The 20,835-nt window shown below is 30.3% G+C and carries 18 protein-coding genes; 15 read left to right on the top strand and 3 right to left on the bottom strand.

The features are described 5' to 3' along the window. The first annotated feature begins 32 nt into the window (after positions 1-32). The 15 genes from ACJJVY_RS02860 to ACJJVY_RS02790 all read left to right on the top strand — a co-directional run bounded on the left by ACJJVY_RS02860 (position 33) and on the right by ACJJVY_RS02790 (position 18,707). On the top strand, positions 33-848 hold the full coding sequence (locus tag ACJJVY_RS02860) for a DUF4625 domain-containing protein (RefSeq protein ID WP_405604930.1): 816 nt from the start codon (positions 33-35) through the stop codon (positions 846-848). Positions 849-906: 58 nt separating this feature from the next. Beyond that, entirely contained in the window at positions 907-1,386 is a 480-nt protein-coding gene (locus ACJJVY_RS02855; RefSeq protein ID WP_405604928.1) for a DUF4625 domain-containing protein, read from the top strand. Positions 1,387-1,528: 142 nt separating this feature from the next. Continuing rightward, positions 1,529-2,497, top strand: coding sequence for a DUF4625 domain-containing protein (locus ACJJVY_RS02850; protein ID WP_405604926.1), 969 nt, complete (start codon positions 1,529-1,531; stop codon positions 2,495-2,497). A gap of 105 nt (positions 2,498-2,602) precedes the next feature. Beyond that, positions 2,603-3,802, top strand: a complete 1,200-nt coding sequence (locus ACJJVY_RS02845) for a GTP-binding protein (protein ID WP_405604924.1) — start codon at positions 2,603-2,605, stop codon at positions 3,800-3,802. A 27-nt stretch (positions 3,803-3,829) separates the two neighbouring features. Next, positions 3,830-4,549, top strand: coding sequence for an ABC transporter ATP-binding protein (locus tag ACJJVY_RS02840; RefSeq protein WP_405604922.1), 720 nt, complete (start codon positions 3,830-3,832; stop codon positions 4,547-4,549). Further along, entirely contained in the window at positions 4,542-5,951 is a 1,410-nt protein-coding gene (locus ACJJVY_RS02835) for an ABC transporter permease subunit (RefSeq protein ID WP_405604920.1), read from the top strand. The genes ACJJVY_RS02840 and ACJJVY_RS02835 overlap by 8 nt, the downstream gene beginning before the upstream one ends. Before the next feature lie 6 nt (positions 5,952-5,957). Then, on the top strand, positions 5,958-7,385 hold the full coding sequence (locus ACJJVY_RS02830; RefSeq protein ID WP_405604918.1) for a DUF3526 domain-containing protein: 1,428 nt from the start codon (positions 5,958-5,960) through the stop codon (positions 7,383-7,385). Positions 7,386-7,442: 57 nt separating this feature from the next. Next, the gene (locus ACJJVY_RS02825) at positions 7,443-8,072 is read left to right on the top strand and encodes an ABC transporter ATP-binding protein (protein ID WP_405604915.1); all 630 of its coding nucleotides are present in this window, start codon (positions 7,443-7,445) and stop codon (positions 8,070-8,072) included. Then, the gene (locus ACJJVY_RS02820) at positions 8,069-9,280 is read left to right on the top strand and encodes an ABC transporter permease (protein ID WP_405604912.1); all 1,212 of its coding nucleotides are present in this window, start codon (positions 8,069-8,071) and stop codon (positions 9,278-9,280) included. The genes ACJJVY_RS02825 and ACJJVY_RS02820 overlap by 4 nt, the downstream gene beginning before the upstream one ends. Beyond that, positions 9,270-9,707, top strand: a complete 438-nt coding sequence (locus ACJJVY_RS02815) for a hypothetical protein (protein ID WP_405604910.1) — start codon at positions 9,270-9,272, stop codon at positions 9,705-9,707. The genes ACJJVY_RS02820 and ACJJVY_RS02815 overlap by 11 nt, the downstream gene beginning before the upstream one ends. Positions 9,708-9,758: 51 nt before the next feature. Then, the gene (locus tag ACJJVY_RS02810) at positions 9,759-10,505 is read left to right on the top strand and encodes a 5'-nucleotidase C-terminal domain-containing protein (RefSeq protein ID WP_405604908.1); all 747 of its coding nucleotides are present in this window, start codon (positions 9,759-9,761) and stop codon (positions 10,503-10,505) included. Between the two features lies 1 nt (position 10,506). Continuing rightward, positions 10,507-11,424 (top strand): bifunctional metallophosphatase/5'-nucleotidase, encoded by a 918-nt coding sequence (locus ACJJVY_RS02805; protein ID WP_405604906.1) that lies wholly within the window; start codon positions 10,507-10,509, stop codon positions 11,422-11,424. Between the two features lie 139 nt (positions 11,425-11,563). Beyond that, positions 11,564-12,067: a dual specificity protein phosphatase family protein gene (locus ACJJVY_RS02800; RefSeq protein WP_405604904.1), complete on the top strand. Its 504-nt coding sequence runs from the start codon at positions 11,564-11,566 to the stop codon at positions 12,065-12,067. A gap of 848 nt (positions 12,068-12,915) precedes the next feature. After that, positions 12,916-15,717: an alpha/beta hydrolase family protein gene (locus tag ACJJVY_RS02795; RefSeq protein ID WP_405604902.1), complete on the top strand. Its 2,802-nt coding sequence runs from the start codon at positions 12,916-12,918 to the stop codon at positions 15,715-15,717. An 8-nt stretch (positions 15,718-15,725) separates the two neighbouring features. Further along, complete coding sequence (locus ACJJVY_RS02790) at positions 15,726-18,707, top strand: WD40/YVTN/BNR-like repeat-containing protein (RefSeq protein ID WP_405604900.1); 2,982 nt, start codon at positions 15,726-15,728, stop codon at positions 18,705-18,707. Positions 18,708-18,848: 141 nt separating this feature from the next. On the opposite strand, the gene ACJJVY_RS02785 is transcribed toward ACJJVY_RS02790, so the two are convergent. The 3 genes from ACJJVY_RS02785 to ACJJVY_RS02775 are packed head-to-tail and all read right to left on the bottom strand — an operon-like array spanning position 18,849 to position 20,825. After that, positions 18,849-19,514 carry an SCO family protein gene (locus ACJJVY_RS02785; protein ID WP_405604898.1) on the bottom strand — a complete coding sequence of 222 codons (666 nt, stop codon included), beginning with the start codon at positions 19,512-19,514 and terminating at the stop codon, positions 18,849-18,851. Then, positions 19,483-20,070, bottom strand: coding sequence for a toxin-antitoxin system YwqK family antitoxin (locus ACJJVY_RS02780; RefSeq protein WP_405604896.1), 588 nt, complete (start codon positions 20,068-20,070; stop codon positions 19,483-19,485). Before ACJJVY_RS02780 ends, ACJJVY_RS02785 begins: the two co-directional genes overlap by 32 nt. Further along, positions 20,070-20,825 carry a YHYH protein gene (locus tag ACJJVY_RS02775; RefSeq protein WP_405604894.1) on the bottom strand — a complete coding sequence of 252 codons (756 nt, stop codon included), beginning with the start codon at positions 20,823-20,825 and terminating at the stop codon, positions 20,070-20,072. Before ACJJVY_RS02775 ends, ACJJVY_RS02780 begins: the two co-directional genes overlap by 1 nt. Between the last annotated feature and the right edge of the window lie 10 nt (positions 20,826-20,835).

The raw sequence follows: 20,835 nt of genomic DNA, 5'->3' as shown, positions 1-20,835 counted from the left end.
ATAATTCAGTAATCAAATTAAAATTAACACAAATGAAAACAAAAATTAACAAATCAAAGTTTAAAATTTTAGCAGTAATTGCTTTTTTCGCCTTGTCATTTCAATCTTGTAGTAGTGATGATGATCCTGTAAATTTAGCAGCACCAGTAATTTCTGATTTCGAGTATGGAGAAGGACATCATGACCATGATGATGATGATCATGATGAGGAGGAAGAAGCTTATGCTTACAAAGGATCTGACCTACATTTAGAAGCCGAAATTTACGCAGAAGCAATTGTAAGTAGTATAGAAATTTCTATTCATGCACACGATTTAGAAGTAGGTGATAACGAAGAAGAATGGGATTTTGAACAAGTATATACAGATGCAAATTACTTAGTGATTAATGCAAGTTTTCACGAGCATATTGATATTCCGGCTACTGCACCTGCAGGAGAATACCATATAGAATTAATAGTTACAGATGAGTTAGGAAATGTGACAGAAGTAGAAGGACATATTGATATTTTAGATGTAATTACTTTAAGCGACATTTCTATAGACAGTGAAGTTGTTAGAGGAGATGATTTTCATACAGAATTTATGATTGATGCAGTAAACGGTATACATAGTATTAGTGTTGATGTTCATGCACACGATATAACACCTGCAGACGGAGAAGTAGAGTGGGATTTTGAAGAAGAATTTTTAGAAGGTTATCACGAAGAAACTGAAGTAGAATTCCATGAACATATCGATGTTCCGGCTACAGCACCAGCAGGAGAATACCACATTACTTTTACAGTAGAAGATGAAGATGGTAACACAAAAGAGTATGAAACTCATATAGATGTTACGGCTTCTTAATTAAAGAAAATAATACCACATTGTAAAGTTATATACAATGTGGTTTAAAAAGTACAGAATGAAATTTACATTAAAATATTTTTATTTCCTATCCATTTTAACACTTATAACTGCTTGTTCGGGTAGTGATAATATTGAAATAGATGAAGAAAAACCAACTATTAGCGTTGATTATACAGAAGGATTCCCTCAAGGTTGTACATCATTAACAAGAGGAGAAACGTATGATTTTAGAGCAATGGTTACAGATAATCAAGAACTAGCTTCTTATAGTATTGATATTCATCATAATTTTGATCATCATACCCATGATGATCAAACCGCTGTTTGTAGTTTAGAAGACATAAAAAATGCTATAAATCCATTAATTTTTATAGAAAATTATTCTATTGAAGGAAGTTTAATGAATTATGAAATTAATGTTTCTATTACAATACCAGAAGATATAGATACAGGTGATTATCATTGTGCGTTTTCTGTAACAGACGCAACAGGTTGGCAATCTAGAACATCTGTAGATATAAAAATTATAGAATAAGAATTTAAAAATAAATAGTTTACAACATCATGTTTGAATTTATGGATTAGTTTGTTGATGTTGTTAATGGTGTCAGAAATTATTTTCTGGCACCGTTTTTTAAATTACCACTAAAAATTTTAAAATAAATATAGAAATTAGGATGACTTTAAAATTAAAATATAATTTTCAGTTTTTATTATTACCATCATTTTTTTTAATATTAATATTTGCTGCGTGTAGCAATGATAAAGAAGACGTTATTTTACCGATACCATCTATTTCTGAAGTAGAAATTGGTTTACACCATAATCAAATAGGTGTACTTGACGAAGATTTCCATTTTAATGCAGAAGTTTTAGCCGGAGATTTACTTGAAAATGTTCAAATAAATATAGTACAAAAAGCAGATGAGACTTATTCTCATGATTGGTCTTTTGAAATTGTTTTTACAGAAAGAATTGAAGGACTTAAAAATGCTAGCCTACACAGGCATTTTGATATACCTGCAGATGCAGCCAAAGGAATATATGATTTTATAATAACCGCTAATGATCAAAACGGAACAAGTTTAGAAGAGATTGGAGAAATTACTTTAATCGATGCAGACGATTATCCTGAAGTAAATCCTTATGTAAGCGTATTCGGAATAGATAAAATAGATGTAGATGGAACATCTGGGTTTAATAGTTTTTACAATAATGGTGAATTCAAAAATTCTGAGGAAACATTTTTTAGTAAAGATGAATCTATTTGGTCAGCAATGCAAATAGGAAGTGTAAAAGGAGATGGAATTATGTATGGCTTATTGATAAAGAAAAGTTATAATCACAAACCAGAAACTATAGAAGCTATTGATTTTTCTAAAGCTATTGTTACAGAATATATAGAGCATTCTGCAGAAGAAGAAGAAGTTTTTATTTTAAAAAACAATAGAGATACAGGTCATTGGCTTTATGGACCTATTCTTAAAATAGGAGCAGAAGAAGACAATAATTTACCAGATTCTTATGCTATAACCGATGGTAAAGCTTGGGAGAATGGAACGTATTATTATGGTGTTGTTTATACTAATATTACGTATAACAGAAGTACATTTAAATATATAGAGTTTGAAATAAATGGATTTTAGAGTATAAAATCGTTCTAAAAAAATATTAGAAGTTCTTTTAAAAACCTTCTTATTGAGTAATTCTGTTTAATCAATATGAAGGTTTTTATACAAAACTATTAACCTATGAAAAAATTACCTGTAACCGTTTTAAGTGGCTTTTTAGGAGCTGGAAAAACTACATTATTAAATCATATTTTACATAACAAAGAAGGTTTAAAAGTCGCTGTTATTGTAAATGATATGAGCGAAGTTAATGTGGATGCTCAGTTTATTGAAAATGAAAATACACTTTCTAGAACCGAAGAGAAATTGGTAGAAATGTCTAACGGATGTATTTGCTGTACACTTAGAGAAGATTTAATGGTAGAAGTAGAAAAACTCGCTGCACAAAACAAATTTGATTATTTGTTGATAGAAAGCACCGGAATTAGTGAACCTATACCCGTAGCACAAACGTTTTCTTTTGAAAGTGAAGATGGAAAAATAGATTTAAGTAAGTTTAGTTTCATAGACACTATGGTAACAGTGGTAGATGCTTTTAACTTTTTAAAAGATTTCTCTAGTTCAGATTATTTGACTACAAGAGAACTTACCGATATTGAAGGTGACAATAGAACCATTGTAAATTTGTTAACGGATCAAATAGAATTTGCTAATGTTATTATCCTTAACAAAATAGATTTGGTCACAAAAAATGAAATAGAAACACTACGTGCTATCATCCAAAAATTAAACCCAGATGCAAGCATTATTACTACGGAAAAATCTAAGGTGGTTTTACAAAGTGTAATAAACACAGGTTTGTTTGATTATGAAAAAGCAGAAGCTTCTGCTGGTTGGTTAAAAGAATTAGAAAATGAGCATGTGCCAGAAACAGAAGAATACGGAATTAATTCTTTTGTTTTTAGAACTAAAAAACCATTTCATCCTAATCGTTTTTTAAACTATTTAAATACAGAATTCCCTCAAAACATTATACGTAGTAAAGGCTTATTTTGGTTAGCATCCAGATCAGACCAAGCATTATTATGGAGTTCTGCTGGTGGTTCTTGTAAAGCAGATGCAGCAGGAGTTTGGTGGGCTTCTATGTCTTTTGGAGAACGTATTGGTTCTGCTGTTTTTATGGAGAATAAAGAGGAAATAGAACAAGATTGGAGTATTGAATACGGAGATAGAAAAATCGAGTTGGTTTTTATAGGCCAATATCTAGAAAAAGAAAAAATGATAGCCCAATTAAATAACTGTTTACTAACAGAAGCAGAGGAAGAAATATGGAAAAACAACTCTTTTCCAAAAGAGGATCAATGGCCAATAACTAGTTAATAAAAGTATAATTAAAAAATAAATCAAATGATTAAAATAGAAAAACTAACAAAAAAATATGATGATTTTGTTGCTTTAGATCAATTATCCTTACATGTTAAATCAGGAGAGATTTATTGTCTTTTAGGAGCTAATGGTGCAGGAAAATCTACAACAATTAATTTACTACTTGGGTTTTTAAAAGCAACTTCAGGTTCCGCTTTTATTAATGGTAAAAATGTAGATAAAAAGAACCTAGAAACAAAAAAAGATATTGCTTATATCCCAGAAAATTTAATGCTATATCCAACACTTACTGCCATGGAAAATCTTGATTATTTTTCTGGTATTGGTGGTCAAAATTTAAAAAAGGAAGCGTTAGAAACCCTTTTATCTCAAGCGGGTTTACAGTCTGATGCTTTTTACAAACGTACAAATGCTTTTTCTAAAGGAATGCGACAAAAAGTAGGTATTGCTATCGCACTAGCTAAACAAGCCAAAGTATTATTATTAGATGAACCTACATCTGGTTTAGATCCTAAAGCAAGTAATGAGTTTGGATTGTTATTACAAAACCTTAAAAAGAATAATGTTGCCATATTAATGGCTACGCACGATCTTTTTAGAGCCAAAGAAATAGCAACAAATATCGGAATTATGAAAAACGGAAAATTATTAGAGCAATTTGTTTCTAAAGACATTTCTCTTTCAGAATTAGAGCAAGTATATCTTAAAACCATGATTGTAAAGAGCTTTAATCATGATTAAAAAAACATTTAAAAAAGAAATCAAAGAACTCTTTAGAGATGGACGTATAAAAATTTCTGGAGTTATTGTATTGTTGTTATTGATTGTTTCTGTTTGGATAAGTAATAATCAATATAAAAAATCGATAGAAGAAGTTGATGCAGCAAAAACAGAAGAACGAGCTGTATGGGAAAATCAAGGAGAAAAAAATCCGCATTCTGCTGCACATTATGGTACGTATGTTTTTAAGCCAAAATATCCTCTTTCTTTACTAGATCAAGGTGTAAACACATATACGGGAACTTCTATCTTTTTAGAAGCACATAAACGTAATGAAGCACAATACAGTAGTGTTGCAGATCAAACAGGATTGGCACGTTTTGGGGTGCTTTCACCAGATTTTATTTTACTTTTTATCATTCCTCTTTTAATCATTTTAATAGGATATAATAGCGTTACCAAAGAAAGAGAAATGGAAACAATGGCTTTATTAAAAAGCCAAGGTGTTGTATTTTGGAAACTAATAGCAGGTAAATGGATCGCTATTTTCTTACCAATATTTATTATTACAACATTTTTATTTGGTATTTCTGGACTTTTACTTTCTTCAATTGAAGGTTATACAGCTTTTAGCTTGTCTTCTTTGTTATTATTACTTTTAGTGTACTTAATATATTATTCAGTATTTATCAATATTGTACTTTTTATTTCTAAACAGGTCAAAAAATCTGGAGTTTCATTGGTAATATCTTTAGGTATTTGGATTGTTTCTTGCCTAATAACACCTAAAGTTGCAAGTAATTTTGCAGAATCTAAATATCCATATCCAACGCATCAAGAGTTTGCTACACATATTTTAGAAGCTAAAAAAGAAGGGTTGGACGGCCACAATCCTTGGAATGAAGAAGCCAAAAAACTAGAAAAAGAGGTTTTAGATAAATACGGTGTAGATAGTTTGCACAAATTACCTTTTAATTATGATGCTTATCGTATGCAAAAGGGAGAAGAATATCAAGCCAAAATATATAAAAATAATTATCAGATATTAAAAAAACAGTTTCAAAAGCAAGCAGATACCTATAATACGCTTGCTATTATTTCTCCGTTTTTACCAGCACGTTTTTTATCAATGGGTATTGCACGTACAGATTATTATGCACATTGGGATTTTGCTGATGCCTCAGAAGATTATAGAATTTTAAGTCAAAAGTTTTTAAACGATAATTTTGCGAATAACTCAAAACTAGGAGAGTGGAACTATTTAGCAAAATCAGATACTTGGAAAAAATTATCAAAATTTAAATATCAACCTATTAAGTTAGCTACTGTTTTACAACAACAGAAAACAAGTGTGCTTGTTTTATTGGCTTGGGTAATTTTTACCACTGGTTTATTATTCTTTTTTAAACATAAAAAATATTAAAATCATATGTTATACTATAATTTTAAATATGAACTAAAAATACTCTTACGTAGTCGTTGGGTTCAACTAATTAGTTTGCTTTTATTAGGGTTATTTGTTTTTGCAGCCTTTAATGGTGAGCTTAAAATAGCAAAAAGAAAAGCACAAATTGTACAAGCAAGAGAAATTGAAAAAGCTTCAGACAAGAAAATAATTGCTCTTTTAGATTCCATAGAAAATGGAATGGCAGTAAATGTTTCTCGTTGGAAAAACCCAACAAGTCCTATTGCAATAGGTAATTATTATCCTAGAGTTGCAGCGATGGATCCTAGTAATATGGGGTTTTTAGCTGTAGGGCAAAGTGATATTTTTACGCATTATGTAACACCTACTGTTTCTGGAGATGATTTTGCGTTGAATTATACAGAAATGACAAGTCCGATACAGTTACTTTTTGGAAGTTTTGATCTAATGTTTGTTATTGTGTATCTTCTTCCGTTAATTATCATTGCTTTTTCGTATAATGTTTTATCTGAAGAAAAAGAAAGAGGTACTTTACGTTTGTTAGCCTCTCAACCCATATCTATTAGAAAATGGGTATTGCAAAAATTGATACTTCGTTTCTTTTGCATGTCTTTAATAATTATGGTGGTTTCTGCAATTGTATTTGTTTTGTATGCTACTGTACCTTTGGTTAGTTTTTTATCCTTTTTAGGATTGGTGTTTTGCTACATGCTATTTTGGTTTAGTTTGGCTTTTGTAATTAATATTAACAGTGCCAAATCAGCTAAAAATGCTTTATCTCTATTAGGGTTATGGATTGTTTTTGTACTGTTAATTCCTTCTGTGATCAGTCAAACAGGAGATGTTTTTTATCCAATTCCGCCAAGAACAGAAATGATAAATGAATTACGAGAACACAAAGCCGAAGCAACTAAAAAGCAAGATGAAATACTTAATAATTTTTTAAGAGATCATCCAGAATATGCTATAAACGATAGTACTCAATCTCGCACCTATTGGCACAAGTATATTGCATCACAAAAATTAATTAAAGAAGAATTAGAACCTCTTTTAACTAATTATGAAGAAAAGTTAGCACAACAACAAGCTTGGGTTTCTAAATTTCAGTGGATTTCTCCTGCAATTATTACCCAAAGTGCATTAGGTACTATGGCGGGTACCACAAAACAAGACTATACTAATTATCAAAATCAGGTAACTGCTTTTGCAGAAGATTGGCGAACTTATTTTGTTCCTTTATTGTATAATAATAAAACATTTAAAAAGAGCATGTATAAAGAATTACCAAGCTTTACTTATGCTGCCAATACAACAAATCATTTATTATCATCTATGTTTATTTTACTCATAGTTTCTTTAATATTTATACTATTAGCAATGCTTAATTATAAAATTAAAGTAAAAAGAAAAGGAATGGTTTTATTACAATAATGCTCTTTTACAAACCTTATTTTAAAAATATAGAAAAAGTAAATAAATATTTTAACAATGCTAAAAACAAGTAGTCTTACCTTTAAATACACTAAAAAAACGCCTGTTTTTAGTTTTCCGGACATTACTTTACAACAACAAGAAAACTTGTTAATCGTAGGGAAATCAGGAATTGGTAAAACTACTTTGTTGCATTTATTAGCGGGTTTGTTGCAACCCGTAAAAGGAAATGTTGTTATTAGTGATATTGATATCAATAAATTATCTCAGTCAAAATTAGATACTTTTAGAGGAGAACATATTGGATTGGTTTTTCAGAAAAAACATGCAATACAATCTTTAAATGTTTTAGAAAACTTAAAAGCACGTCTTTATTTTGGTAAAAAGAAAGTTAGTAATAAAGAAATTGAAACTCTATTAGAGCAATTAGAGTTATCTGCATGTAAAAACAAGAAAATAAACACCCTTAGTGAAGGGCAATTACAACGTTTAGGCATTGCTTTAGCAGTCATACACAAACCAAAAATTATTTTAGCAGATGAACCAACGTCTAGTTTAGACGACGAAAACTGTAAAATTGTTATGGATTTACTGATACAACAAGCAGTAAAAACCAACGCGAATTTAATTGTTATTACGCATGACCATAGAGTAAAACCTTTCTTTAAAAATTCCATTAAATTATGAGAATTTGGAGAATTAGTTTAAAAAACATCAAGTCTAAACCCTTATATACTTTTTTAAGTGTATTTATATTAACACTAAGTATAGCGCTTTTATTAGGTATACAACAATTAAAAGCTTCTTTTAAAAATCAAATAGAAAACAATATAAGTAACATAGATTTAGTTATAGGGGCAAAGGGAAGTCCGTTGCAATTGGTCTTAGCATCGGTATTGCATTTGGACAATCCTACAGGAAATATCTCTTATGAAGAAGCGAACAAAATAAGTAAAAACCCGATGATTAAATCGGTGATTCCTATTTCTTATGGTGATAATTATAAAGGTTTTAGAATTGTAGGAACCATCAAAGAATATTTAAATATTTACAATGCAGGGCTACAAAAAGGTAGGTTTGTAAATAAAACGATGGAAGTTGTGTTGGGAGCCAATGTTGCAAAACAACTGCATTTAAATATTGGCGATACTTTTTTAAGTGCTCATGGATTGATAGAAAATAGTATAGATGTTCATACAGATAAATTAACGGTAGTTGGTATTTTAAAACCTACAGAAAAAGTAATAGACCGTTTAATAATTACCAATTTAGAAAGCATTTGGGACGTACATCATCACGAAGAAGAAAAAATACATACTGATCACGCTCATGAAAACCATGATGAAGACAAAGAAATAACTTCTTTATTAATTACTTTTAAAAGTAAAAGAGCACTTTTAAGCTTGCCTAGAAAAATTAATGAAAGTACCAATCTGCAAGCGGCTTTACCAATCTACGAGTTAAATAAATTATACGATTATATAAGTATAGGTTTTGAGACCGTTAATTGGATTGCCTATTTAATTCTAATCATTTCTTGCTTAACAATTTTTACAAGTTTATATAAAATGGTAAAAGAACGTACTTTCGATTTAGCAATCTTACGTACTTACGGAGCAAGCAATTTTCAGTTGATTAAAATGGTTTTTTACGAAGGTATGTTTATTGTTTTTGTTGCTTTTTTACTAGGTGTTACTTTTATTAAACTAGGTTTTTATTTTGTAATAAACTCTGTTAAAACTAATTATCAACAAAATATATTACAGCAATTACCTTTTAATGATTTCTTAGAAATAGTTATTCTGATTTTTACAATGGTCATTGTAGCTGTTTTATTGGCAATCTACCCGATTATAAAGATGAACATCTCCACAATTTTAAGTAATGAGAAATAAACTTTTATTCTTAGTATTTTTTATATTTAGTTACTGTATTTTTAGTCAGCAAATAGTTACTTGGCAAGATTTGGCAAAAGTGACCTTTACAGACAAATATTTTGTAGCTTATGACGATACGTTTATGTATCCTACTTTTTTGGCTCCCGTAAAAGCCTTAGAAGGAAAAACGATTACGGTTAAAGGGTATTTTTTAAACATTGCTCCAGAACAAAAAATATATATTTTATCAAAAGGACCAATGTCTTCTTGTTTTTTCTGCGGACAAGGAGGTCCAGAAACTGCAATTGAACTCCATTTTATAGAAAAACCTAATTTTAAAACAGACGATATTATTGCAGTAACAGGTGTTTTAAAATTGAATCAAGATGATGTAGAACATTTCAATTATATTTTAACAGATTGTAAAGCAATTTTAGTTGAATAAAATAAGTCTATTATTTTTAAAATTATTAGCTTTCCCACAAATATGAATTCCATGAAAATATCACATTTTATTTGCTGTTTAATTTTACTAACTTCTTGTAAAAAAGCAAATAACCAGCTAACAAAAATAACAGCAAAAAATATTGGTATTGATAGTTTGCTTGTGCCATCAAAATCCATAGACAATATGATTGCGCCTTACAAAGAAGAACTTACTGCAGACATGCAAGAGGCTTTGTCGTATTCTACTATTAGTTTTACCAAAAAAGCAACGAATAGACAAAGTAATTTGGGTAATTTATTAGCAGATTTATGTGTGGAAGTTGCCAATCCTATTTTTAACAAAAAAACAAATACAAATATTGATTTTTCGATGTTTAATAGTGGTGGAATTCGTGCAACACTTCCGTCAGGAAACATCACAAAAGAACACGCTTTTAAGTTAATGCCTTTTGATAATGAGTTGGTTGTTGTAGAACTTACTGGTAATAAAATAACGGAATTGGTTACTTATTTTATTAAAAATAAAGCAGCGCACCCTTTATCAAAAAATATAAACTTAACTATTTCTGATGAAGATTATAAGTTAAAAATTAATGGAGAAACTTTTGATAAAGATAGAACTTATAATGTATTAACTACCGATTATTTGCAAGGTGGTGGAGATAAAATGAATTTCTTTAAAAATCCTATAAAACTAACTACTTTAGACTATAAGATGAGAGATGCCATAATTGATTATTTTAAAAAAGTAGATACTTTACAAAGTACAATTGATAACCGTGTAATTATTAAATAAAATGAAAAGAAGAAGTTTTATAAAACAAACCGGAGCAGTTTCTACATTGGCTTTAGTAGGTGGTTTAACAATGCCATCGTTTACAGCTAAAAAACAAAAACATATTACCATTTTACACACTAATGATACGCATAGTCATATAGAACCTTTTAAAGCAAATGATACTCGATTTCCTAACAGAGGAGGAGTTGCCAGACGTGCCACTTTGATAGAACAAATAAGGCAAGAAAACAAAAACACGCTGCTTTTAGATGCTGGAGATATTTTTCAGGGAACTCCTTATTTTAATTATTTTGGAGGAGAACTGGAGTTTAAGTTGATGAGTACTTTAAAATATGATGTTGCTACTATTGGTAATCATGATTTTGATAATTCTATAGAAGGTTTATACAAACAATTGCCAAATGCAAAATTCGATTTTGTTTCTGCAAATTACGATTTTAAAAACACGGTTTTAGATACGCATGTAAAACCTTATAAAGTGCTGTTTAAAGATGATATTAAAATCGGAATTTTTGGTTTAGGTATTGAGTTAGAAGGTTTGGTTGGAAAAAAAATGTACAAAGAAACAGGCTATTTAGATCCTGTAGAAATTACACAAGACATTACAAATCAATTAAAAAATATAGAAAAATGCGATTTAATTATCTGCCTATCGCATTTAGGATATTATTATAAAAATAATCCAGATAAAATATCTGATTTAAATTTAGCAAAAGCGACAAAAGATATCGATTTAATTATTGGTGGACATACACATACATTTTTACCAAAACCAACAATTGTAAAAAACAGTGAAGGAAAAAATACGTTGGTAAATCAAGTTGGAGCTTATGGTGTAAATTTAGGTCGTATTGATTTTTATTTTGATGAAGAAGATGCTACTAAATCATCTAAAGGAACTACTATTTTGGTATAATTTTTACACAAGTTTAAAGTGAAAATTACTTTAACAAATTATTAGCTTTAATTTAAAGTGTTTAGTATCATTTTTGAGTCTTTTAGAGAAAAACAAACAAATGAAAATTTATAGCTTATTTATTGTATTCTGCTTTTCAATGATACAAGTAACAAATGCACAAGGTACTGATTACGAAAAAGTACCCTCTAAATATTTTAAAAATTTATATAAAATGAACGATGTTTTATATAGAGCAGAGCAACCTAGCAAAAAAGGTTTTAAAGAATTAGAATCTATGGGCATAAAAACCATCTTAAATTTAAGAAGGTTAAGAAATGATAATAAAAAAGCCAAAGGAACCGATTTAAAATTAGAATATATTTCTACAAAAACTAAAAAGATGGATGAAAAAACAATCATTCAATCTTTAAAAATTATTAAAGAAGCAAAACAACCTGTTTTAGTACATTGTTGGCATGGATCAGACAGAACAGGAACAGTTATTGCGGCTTACAGAATTGTAATAGAAAATTGGTCTAAAGAAGATGCTATAGCAGAATTTAAATATAGACCTTTTGGTTATCATCAAAAGATGTATCCTAATTTATTAGTATTACTGCAAAATTTAGATGTAGACTACATTAGAAAGCAATTAGAATAATACTTTTTAAAAGGTAACACAAATATAAGTACTTGATAAATAATATTTTAATGTGTTTATTTTTACATTTTAAAATGTATATTTATATCTTAGACTCTTATTAATTAAAGAGTTAAGCGTATTAATTTAAAACAAATCCATCAGATAAAGATTACGACTCTTTTTATTATCTCTATTTTACAATTTGGAGAAAAGTAAATATAGATAGTTCTCAACATTGTACGGAATTAGAACATTCTTATATCGAATATATTTATTGCCATACTTGTAATACTACAGGTAAAGTTACTTGTCTTAGTTGCGGTGGATCTGGAAGTAGACCAACTTATAGATCTAATACAGAACAATGTAAATCATGTAATGGATTTGGGTATAAAACTTGCCAAACTAATATTAACATGCCTAAAAACTATATTTTAGAAGCATTCCCTATTAAATAATAGGGATGAAAAATCTCCCAATAAAATTTATATTTTTTATTGGGAGATTTTTATGTTAAAGTATTCTTTAAAAAGCGTTAAAATTAACAGTATAACCTTAATTAACAGTACTAATTAGTTAAAAACTACTTAAATTGGTGGTAATTAATTTATTCAAAACTACCAACTTATGCAAACAACTTTACTTCAATTATTTCCACTTAATTTTACTAGAAACCTACAATTCCATAAGGTAAAAATATAGTAAAAAGTACTTTCACCAATATTGATAATCGATTACTAAAAAAATCTTTCTTTTTTGAAACAATGTTTATTTTAAATGAACATTAGTATCATTACAGCTAAGATTTTTTACCAGTAAAATAAATATTCAATTAACTTCAAACTCAAATCAAAATAATATAGTTTATGAGAATTTTGTCAACAATTTTATTATTTTTTGTAGCAGTTTCTATACATGCACAAAAGAAAATAATGGAACATAATGATAAGGCATTATGGAATCAAATTAAAAATGTAAGCATATCCAATTCTGGGGATTATGTTTTATACGGATTAAACAAAGCTGAAAAAGATGAAACCTTACATCTAAAAAGTACAAAAGGAAATCAAATAATGTCTCATAACAGAACTAAGGGAGGCAAGTTTACTTTCGATTCTAAGTTTGTTCTTTTTTCTGTAAATGCATGGAAAGATAGCATTACAGAATTAAAACGTAAAAAGATTAAAAAGAAAGATTTCCCGAAAGACACTTTAGTTATTTTTAATATCAGTAAAGAAAAAGTAAAGAAAATTGCTAATGTAAAATCTTATAGCATTCCAGAAAAATGGTCTGGAATTGTAGCGTATCAATTAGAAGAAGAAACACCAAAAAAAGGCAAAAAAGAAAAGCCTAAAACGAGTACTAAAAAGAAAAAAACAAAAGCAAAAAAGGTTTCGAGTAAAAACGGATATCATTTGGTCATACGTCAGCTAGAAAGTGGCATAGAAGATACTTTAAAATTTGTAACCAAACACGCCATTTCTAAAGAAGGTAAAGTAATTACCTACGCAACTACAGGTATTAAAAACAAAATTAAAAGCGGTGTATACCAATACAATGTAAAAGACGGCGCTTCTAAATTGATTTTTGAGAGTCATGCCAAAACCCAATACCCACAAATGGGTATCTCTGATTCTGGTAATCGCATCGGTTTTGTGGTAGATGCAGATTCTACCAAAAGTTTGATTAAAAAACCAATTTTATTAGGTTGGCAAAAAGGAGAAACCAAAGCAAAAGAACTGGTGGTTTCAGAAAGTAATTCAGCAAAATTATTAGTGTCACCTGATCAAAAATTACAGTTTTCTAAAAATGAAGAACGTTTGTTTTTTGGTTTAAGAAAACCTCCAATTGTTAAAGATACTACCTTAATAGAGGACGAAATTGTGAACGTAGAAGTTTGGACTTATAATGAGCCAAGGTTGTATACAGTGCAAGAAATGCAAGTAAAAAGAGATCAGAAAAAAGCATTTTTGTCTTTATATGATTTTACCACAAATAAAATGGTACAAATTGCAAATCCTGAGTTTGATGTAGTACGTTATGCAGAAGAAGGAAATTCTAATTATGCGGTAATTGCTAATGATACTCCTTATAAATTAGAAAGCCAATGGACAGGTCAAACTGCAATGGATGTAATGCGAGTTGATTTATCTACGGGAGAAAAAACAATGTTAGGTAAAAAGGTGTATGGAGCAAATGGAATAAGCCCAAAAGGGAACTATTTGTACGGATATTCTAGAAAAGATTCAACTTGGTTTACTTATAATCTTAAAACATTAAAATATAAAGATTTAACAAAAGGAAAACAGTTCTATAATGAGTTACATGATTATCCGGATGATCCTAGAAGTTACAGAGCAATGGGGTGGACAGAAAATGATGACAAATTATTAATTTACGACCGTTATGATATTTGGGCTTTTGATCCTGATTCTGGTGCGTCTAAAAAATTGACAAACGGTAGAGATAAGAATACGAACTATCGTTATGTAAAATTAGATGATGAAGAAAAATCAATCTCAAATACAAACAATTGGTTTTTAAGAACTTTTAATGAGGAGACTAAATTTGGCGGAATTGCAACATATAATCCAAAGCAAAATAAAGTAACACAATTGGTAGAAAGTGGTCATACTTATGGTGGCTTTAAAATGGCACAACAAGATCGTAAAAAGAGGTTGTTGTATACACAAGAAAACTTTACTGATTTTCCAAATTACTGGATAACAAATACAAGCTTAAAATCTCCTAAACAAATTACAGATGCAAATTCGCAGCAAAAAGAATACAATTGGGGAACAGTAGAAATGGTAGAATGGACGTCTTTAGATGGAAAACCACTAAAAGGAATGTTAATTAAACCAGAAGATTTTGATCCTAACAAAAAATACCCAATGATTGTGAATTTCTATGAAAGAAATTCTGATGGGGTATACAAATATAAAGCGCCTTCTTACGGTAGGTCTACAATTAACTATCCTTTTTATGCGAGTCGTGGTTATTTAATTTTTAATCCAGATATTTCTTATAGAGATGGTTATCCTGGAGAAAGTGCCTTAAATTGTGTACTACCTGGTATTACCGCACAAATTGCCAAAGGATTTGTAGATAAAGACAATATTGGTGTGCAAGGGCATAGTTGGGGTGGTTACCAAATAGCGTATTTAGTAACCAAAACCAATATTTTTAAAGCGGCAGAATCTGGTGCTCCGGTTCCTAATATGATTAGTGCTTACGGTGGTATTCGTTGGTGGACAGGTTTAAGCAGACAATTTCAATACGAACATACACAAAGTAGATTAGGAGGTACGCCTTGGGAATATCCGCAACGTTATATCGAAAACTCACCTATTTTTAATATTGATAAAATTAATACGCCTTTATTAATCATGCACAATGATGCAGACGGACATGTGCCATGGTATCAGGGAATAGAATTTTTTATGAGTTTACGTCGTTTAGGTAAACCTTCTTGGTTACTAAATTATAACGGAGAACCACATTGGCCATTAAAAATGCAAAACAGAGTTGATTTTAACATCCGTATGGCACAATTTTTTGATTATTATTTAAAAGGTGCACAAAAACCGATGTGGATGGAACGTGGTGTACCCGCTATAGAAAAAGGAATCAATCAAGGATATGAGTTAATTAAAGAAGACAAATAACAGATAGTATGAAATTTAAAACGATAAAAATTAGTCTTCTTTTTGTAATGATGGCATTGGGCAGTAAAGCTCAAGATTTTGATGCTTTTCAATACAGAACGGTAGGGCCAGAAAGAGGAGGAAGAGTAACGACAGTAACAGGAACTCCACAAATAGCAGGTACTTTTTATTTAGGTGCTTCTGGTGGTGGAGTTTGGAAAACAGAAGATTATGGGGTGTCTTGGCACAACGTATCCGATGGGTATTTTGATTCACCTTCTATTGGTGCTATAGAAGTAGCCGTAAACGATGCCAACATAATTTATGTGGGTACGGGGTCAGACGGATTAAGAAGCAATGTTATTGCGGGTAAAGGCGTGTACAAATCGATTGATGCGGGTAAAACTTGGGAAGACATCGGCTTAAAAGATGCGGGCCAAATTGGGGCAGTAGAAATAGACCCTACCAATCATAACATTGTATGGGTCGCTGCTATTGGTAATGCCTTTAAAGCCAACAGCCAAAGAGGTATTTTTAAAACCACAGACGGAGGTAAGCACTGGGAAAAGGTTTTGTTTATTTCTGATAAAGTAGGTTTTTCTGATTTAGAAATACTACCCAGCAATCCAGAGATTGTATATGCTGCTGCTTGGAAAGCAGAACGCAAACCTTGGACCATCATTTCGGGTGGAGAAAATAAGGAAGGCGGAATCTACAAATCCATTAACGGAGGGAAAGATTGGGTAAAACTAGAAAACGGATTGCCGAAAGGTTTGATCGGTAAAATAGATTTAGCGGTTTCGCCTGTAGATTCAAGTATTTTGTATGCTGTTATCGAAGCACCGGGTAAAGAAGGCGGTTTATATAAATCGGTAGATCAAGGAAAGTCTTTTAAACACGTATCTAACAATAGTGGTTTGGTCAACAGACCTTTCTATTATATCAATATCGAATTAGATCCTACCAATCCAGACATTGTGTTTTCTAATGCCAATCCCTTATTAAAATCAACAGATGGCGGAAAAAATTGGGAAAAAATGAGTGTCCCTCATGGAGATAATCATGATATATGGTTAAACCCAAACGACCCAAATTTATTAATACAAGCCAATGATGGTGGGGCAAACATATCTCATAATGGTGGTAAAACGTGGTCTACGCAATTTAATCAACCTACGGCAGAATTATATCAAGTAGAGGTAGACGATCAATATCCTTATTGGTTGTACGCAGGTCAACAAGACAATAGTAGCACTATTTCTGTACCTAGTTTTCCACCGAGTGCCATTCAGTATCCTGGAGTAGGATGGATTATGAATACAGGAGGTTGCGAAACCGGACCAGCAGTACCTAAACCAGGAAATTCAAACATTGTATATGCCAATTGTAAAGGTCGATTTTTTGTGTTTGATAAAACAACTGGTACAGAAAAAAGTTACTATGTTGGTGCATCAAATATTTACGGACACAATCCTAAAGATTTAAAATACCGTTTTCAGCGTGTGGCTCCTATACATGTTTCTCCACATAATCCTGATGTAGTATATCATGGATCTCAATATTTACACAAAACAATGACTGATGGAGAAATTTGGGAAACCATCTCGCCTGATTTAACGGCTTTTGAAGAAGACAAACAAGTAATTTCTGGAGGTCCGATTACAAGAGATATCACAGGAGAAGAATATTATAGTACTTTATATTCTATTAGAGAATCTAAATTAAAAGAAGGTTTAATCTGGACAGGTTCTAATGACGGTGTAATTTCTGTTACTAAAGATGGAGGAAAAACTTGGAAAAATGTAACGCCTAAAAAAATGCCAAAAGGTGGACGAGTAGAATCTGTAGAACCTTCACAGTATAATCCTGCAAAAGCTTATATTGTTGTAGAAAGACATTTATTGGGTGATGCAAAACCTTATATCTACAAAACTTTAAATTATGGTGAATCTTGGGAATTGATTTCTACGGAAACAAACGGAATTCCGGATGATTATTATACAAGAGTGTTAAGAGAAGACCCTATTAGAGAAGGTTTATTATATGCGGGTACTGAATACGGAATGTTTGTATCTTTTGATGACGGTAAAAATTGGGAATCTTTTCAGCAAAATTTACCGGTAACACCAATTACTGATATTAAAATATTTAGAGGAGATTTGGTGTTAAGTACTATGGGACGTTCTTTTTGGATTTTAGATAACATTACAGCGCTAAGAGATCTTAAAATAAACGAACTAAATGATACACCTGTTTTATTTAAACCAGATAATACAATTCGTTATCGTTATCCTAAAGTAGGTAGAACTAAAGGTGTAGCACAATATCCAAGAACAAGTGTTATCATCGATTATTATTTACCAAAAGATAACAAAGCACCTATCGAATTAGAAATTTTAGATGCTAATAAAAATATTGTAACAAGTATTATTAGTGATAAAAAACTAATTCCTAAAGTAGAGGAGGTAGAAGATATGAATTTAAGTCAGGTATTTAGGTATGTAGATACAAAACTAGAAACCAAAGCAGGCATTAATCGTTTTAATTGGGATTTGCGTCAAAAAGGTGCTTGGTCTAGCAACAAAAGAAGAAGTTTTAAAAGAGGCCCTTTAGTTGCACCAGGAATGTATACAGTAAAATTAAAGGTTGATGAACAAACTTTTGAACATGATTTTGAAATTAAAATGGATCCGAGAGTTGAAGCAAACGGACTTACAAAAACAGATTTGGTAAATCAAATTGCTTTTCAACAAAAAGTAACCGATTTATTATCGGAAGCAAATAAACTACAAGCAAAATTAGAAAAAGAAAAGTCTGACAAAGCTAAAAAAGTTTTAAAATTATTAAAGAATGATAAAGTAATTTATCCTCAACAAATGTTTGTTGCACAAGTATCTTACTTATTAAATATGATTAGTAATGCAGATCAAAAACCTGGACAAGAAGCAGAAAACAGATATAAAGAGTTAGTAAAACAATTACAAAAACTAAAACAAGAAGCTACCGACTAATTACATATAGTAACAGTTTTCAATAATTTATGGCATTATTACTTTTTATAAAGTAGTAATGCCTTTTTTTATGTACTTAAAATATTAAATTACAAATGCACCCAAATAATAGTATAACTACAAATTGTATAATACTTAAAATTACTTTTCACCTTGTAAAGTACGTATATCATTTACAAGAGCCTCCATATCTAAAGCTACTGTACCATTATAAATACCTCTAATTCTTTTAGTTTTATCAACTAAAATTAGGTGTTCTGTATGTAGAAACTCGGTACTATCTTTACTAAAACCAATATCTTCTTCGGCATAATAAGACTGTCTTGCCAATGTATAAATACCACTTTTAGATCCTGTTAAAAACTGCCAATTGTTATTGTTAATACCGCGATTTTTCTTGTAAGTGTTTAAAACATTAGGGGTATCTATCCAAGGAGTAACAGAAAATGATAAAAAAACAAGATCTTTATCATTTTGCAAACGATCGTTTACAATCTTTAAATGATCTGTCATAATAGGGCAAATACTACCACAAGTAGTAAAAATAAAACTAGCAATGTGTATTTTATTTTTAATAATGTCTTGATTTACAAGAACACTATCCTGATTTAAAAACTCAAAATCAGCTATTGTATGTGTAATTTCTTCTTTAACTTTAGAAGTATCTTTTATAAAAAGAGGTGTAAAGGTTGGGTCGTTATAATAAGGTAACGCAATAGTGTTTTTCTTTAAATTACCCTGATTACTTTTTACATTACAACCAATTAATAAACCACTACTTATCAGTAAAAATACGATCCGATACATTTACACAATTTTTAGTTCCTAATAAGCCATACCTTTTACCATCTATAATAACGTAATTTGCTCTAATTTTACCATTATCATACCATAATTTTTGAGCACCTTCTTCTTGTCCGTTTCTATAATGTGCCAAATGAATCAATTTTCCATTCATATTCCATTCTTTAAATTCACCTTCATAAGCATCTTTTTTTGCCGTATAATCAAATCTCTTACTGCCATTTTCCCAGAACGCAACTTGCTTACCGTTTTTTTGTCCCGAAGAATAGTAACGAGTTTCCATTAGTTGATTATTAGCATACCATTTTTTTGAAACTCCTTCTTTTAATCCGTTGTAATAACCTGATATTAAAAGTGTATCTGCGGTAACTGAATTTAGTTGATACACAAAGCCAGAATAGATTTTATCTGCAACATAAAGTAAATTGTTTTTAGCATTTGTTTTCGATTTTAAAACAAAAAAACTGGGTACTTGATTTTTTAAAACAGGTGTTGCAAGCTTTTCTTTTTGACAAGAAAATAAAGAAGCAAACAATAAAATTAAAAAAAAAGGTTTCATTATTGAGTTACAGTTCCCGGTGTTCCATAATAACCATTTCCATTTATATAAGGATCTGTATTGGTAATATGATAATGATAAATTCCATCTGGATAGTCTTCTGTAACATGTGTATGCCCATGATAAGCATCTAACCCCGTAACATCTTCACCATTTTCTTCAGGACCATAAACAGGAAAACCATCTAATAAAAAACCAAGAAGGGCAGACTTACTTGCAGTTACGGTTGTTAAATAAAGTGGTTCTATATGATAATGAAAATTACCATTTCCAGTTGGATGTCCCCAGTATTGATCAAAACTTTTAAATTCATCTGTAAGTGGTTGATTTGGCCCCGCATATTGATTATATAGAGGAACACCATTTAAAGAAACACCAATAGCTCCCAATGGAGTAGCAGCATGATTAGTTGCGACTTGTGGGTTTAAAGGAATTTTAAATGTATAATCAAATGAAATAATGTTGTTAGGATTTTTTACAAAAGTATAACCTTCAAAAGTAATTCCACTAAATTCTTCGTACAACTCATTTGTTTGTTGGTAATACACACTTTTATGATCGGGTGTACCATTGGTTTTAATAGTGATATAAGTACCATCATTGGTTATACTTGTTGCTCCATAAATTTTAGAATACACAGTAGGCACTTCAAAAGTTTCATTAGTCTCTGTTGGTAATTCTTCAGTTTCGCTACAATAAATAAAACCGAAAGCCATTATAAGTAGAGAGTAGGCTTTTAAATATTTAAAATTCATACAAAATTAA

This window comes from Polaribacter sp. Asnod1-A03, from assembly GCF_045063585.1.
Taxonomy (GTDB): Bacteria; Bacteroidota; Bacteroidia; order Flavobacteriales; family Flavobacteriaceae; genus Polaribacter.
This window is presented reverse-complemented; position numbering and strand designations above follow the sequence as displayed.

Excerpts from the sequence above, each read along its gene's own strand:
- ACJJVY_RS02860 (WP_405604930.1), top strand. The coding sequence starts at position 33 with ATGAAAACAAAAATTAACAAATCAAAGTTTAAAATTTTAGCAGTAATT.
- ACJJVY_RS02855 (WP_405604928.1), top strand. The coding sequence starts at position 907 with ATGAAATTTACATTAAAATATTTTTATTTCCTATCCATTTTAACACTT.
- ACJJVY_RS02850 (WP_405604926.1), top strand. The coding sequence starts at position 1,529 with ATGACTTTAAAATTAAAATATAATTTTCAGTTTTTATTATTACCATCA.
- ACJJVY_RS02845 (WP_405604924.1), top strand. The coding sequence starts at position 2,603 with ATGAAAAAATTACCTGTAACCGTTTTAAGTGGCTTTTTAGGAGCTGGA.
- ACJJVY_RS02840 (WP_405604922.1), top strand. The coding sequence starts at position 3,830 with ATGATTAAAATAGAAAAACTAACAAAAAAATATGATGATTTTGTTGCT.
- ACJJVY_RS02835 (WP_405604920.1), top strand. The coding sequence starts at position 4,542 with ATGATTAAAAAAACATTTAAAAAAGAAATCAAAGAACTCTTTAGAGAT.
- ACJJVY_RS02830 (WP_405604918.1), top strand. The coding sequence starts at position 5,958 with ATGTTATACTATAATTTTAAATATGAACTAAAAATACTCTTACGTAGT.
- ACJJVY_RS02825 (WP_405604915.1), top strand. The coding sequence starts at position 7,443 with ATGCTAAAAACAAGTAGTCTTACCTTTAAATACACTAAAAAAACGCCT.
- ACJJVY_RS02820 (WP_405604912.1), top strand. The coding sequence starts at position 8,069 with ATGAGAATTTGGAGAATTAGTTTAAAAAACATCAAGTCTAAACCCTTA.
- ACJJVY_RS02815 (WP_405604910.1), top strand. The coding sequence starts at position 9,270 with ATGAGAAATAAACTTTTATTCTTAGTATTTTTTATATTTAGTTACTGT.
- ACJJVY_RS02810 (WP_405604908.1), top strand. The coding sequence starts at position 9,759 with ATGAAAATATCACATTTTATTTGCTGTTTAATTTTACTAACTTCTTGT.
- ACJJVY_RS02805 (WP_405604906.1), top strand. The coding sequence starts at position 10,507 with ATGAAAAGAAGAAGTTTTATAAAACAAACCGGAGCAGTTTCTACATTG.
- ACJJVY_RS02800 (WP_405604904.1), top strand. The coding sequence starts at position 11,564 with ATGATACAAGTAACAAATGCACAAGGTACTGATTACGAAAAAGTACCC.
- ACJJVY_RS02795 (WP_405604902.1), top strand. The coding sequence starts at position 12,916 with ATGAGAATTTTGTCAACAATTTTATTATTTTTTGTAGCAGTTTCTATA.
- ACJJVY_RS02790 (WP_405604900.1), top strand. The coding sequence starts at position 15,726 with ATGAAATTTAAAACGATAAAAATTAGTCTTCTTTTTGTAATGATGGCA.
- ACJJVY_RS02785 (WP_405604898.1), bottom strand. The coding sequence starts at position 19,514 with ATGTATCGGATCGTATTTTTACTGATAAGTAGTGGTTTATTAATTGGT.
- ACJJVY_RS02780 (WP_405604896.1), bottom strand. The coding sequence starts at position 20,070 with ATGAAACCTTTTTTTTTAATTTTATTGTTTGCTTCTTTATTTTCTTGT.
- ACJJVY_RS02775 (WP_405604894.1), bottom strand. The coding sequence starts at position 20,825 with ATGAATTTTAAATATTTAAAAGCCTACTCTCTACTTATAATGGCTTTC.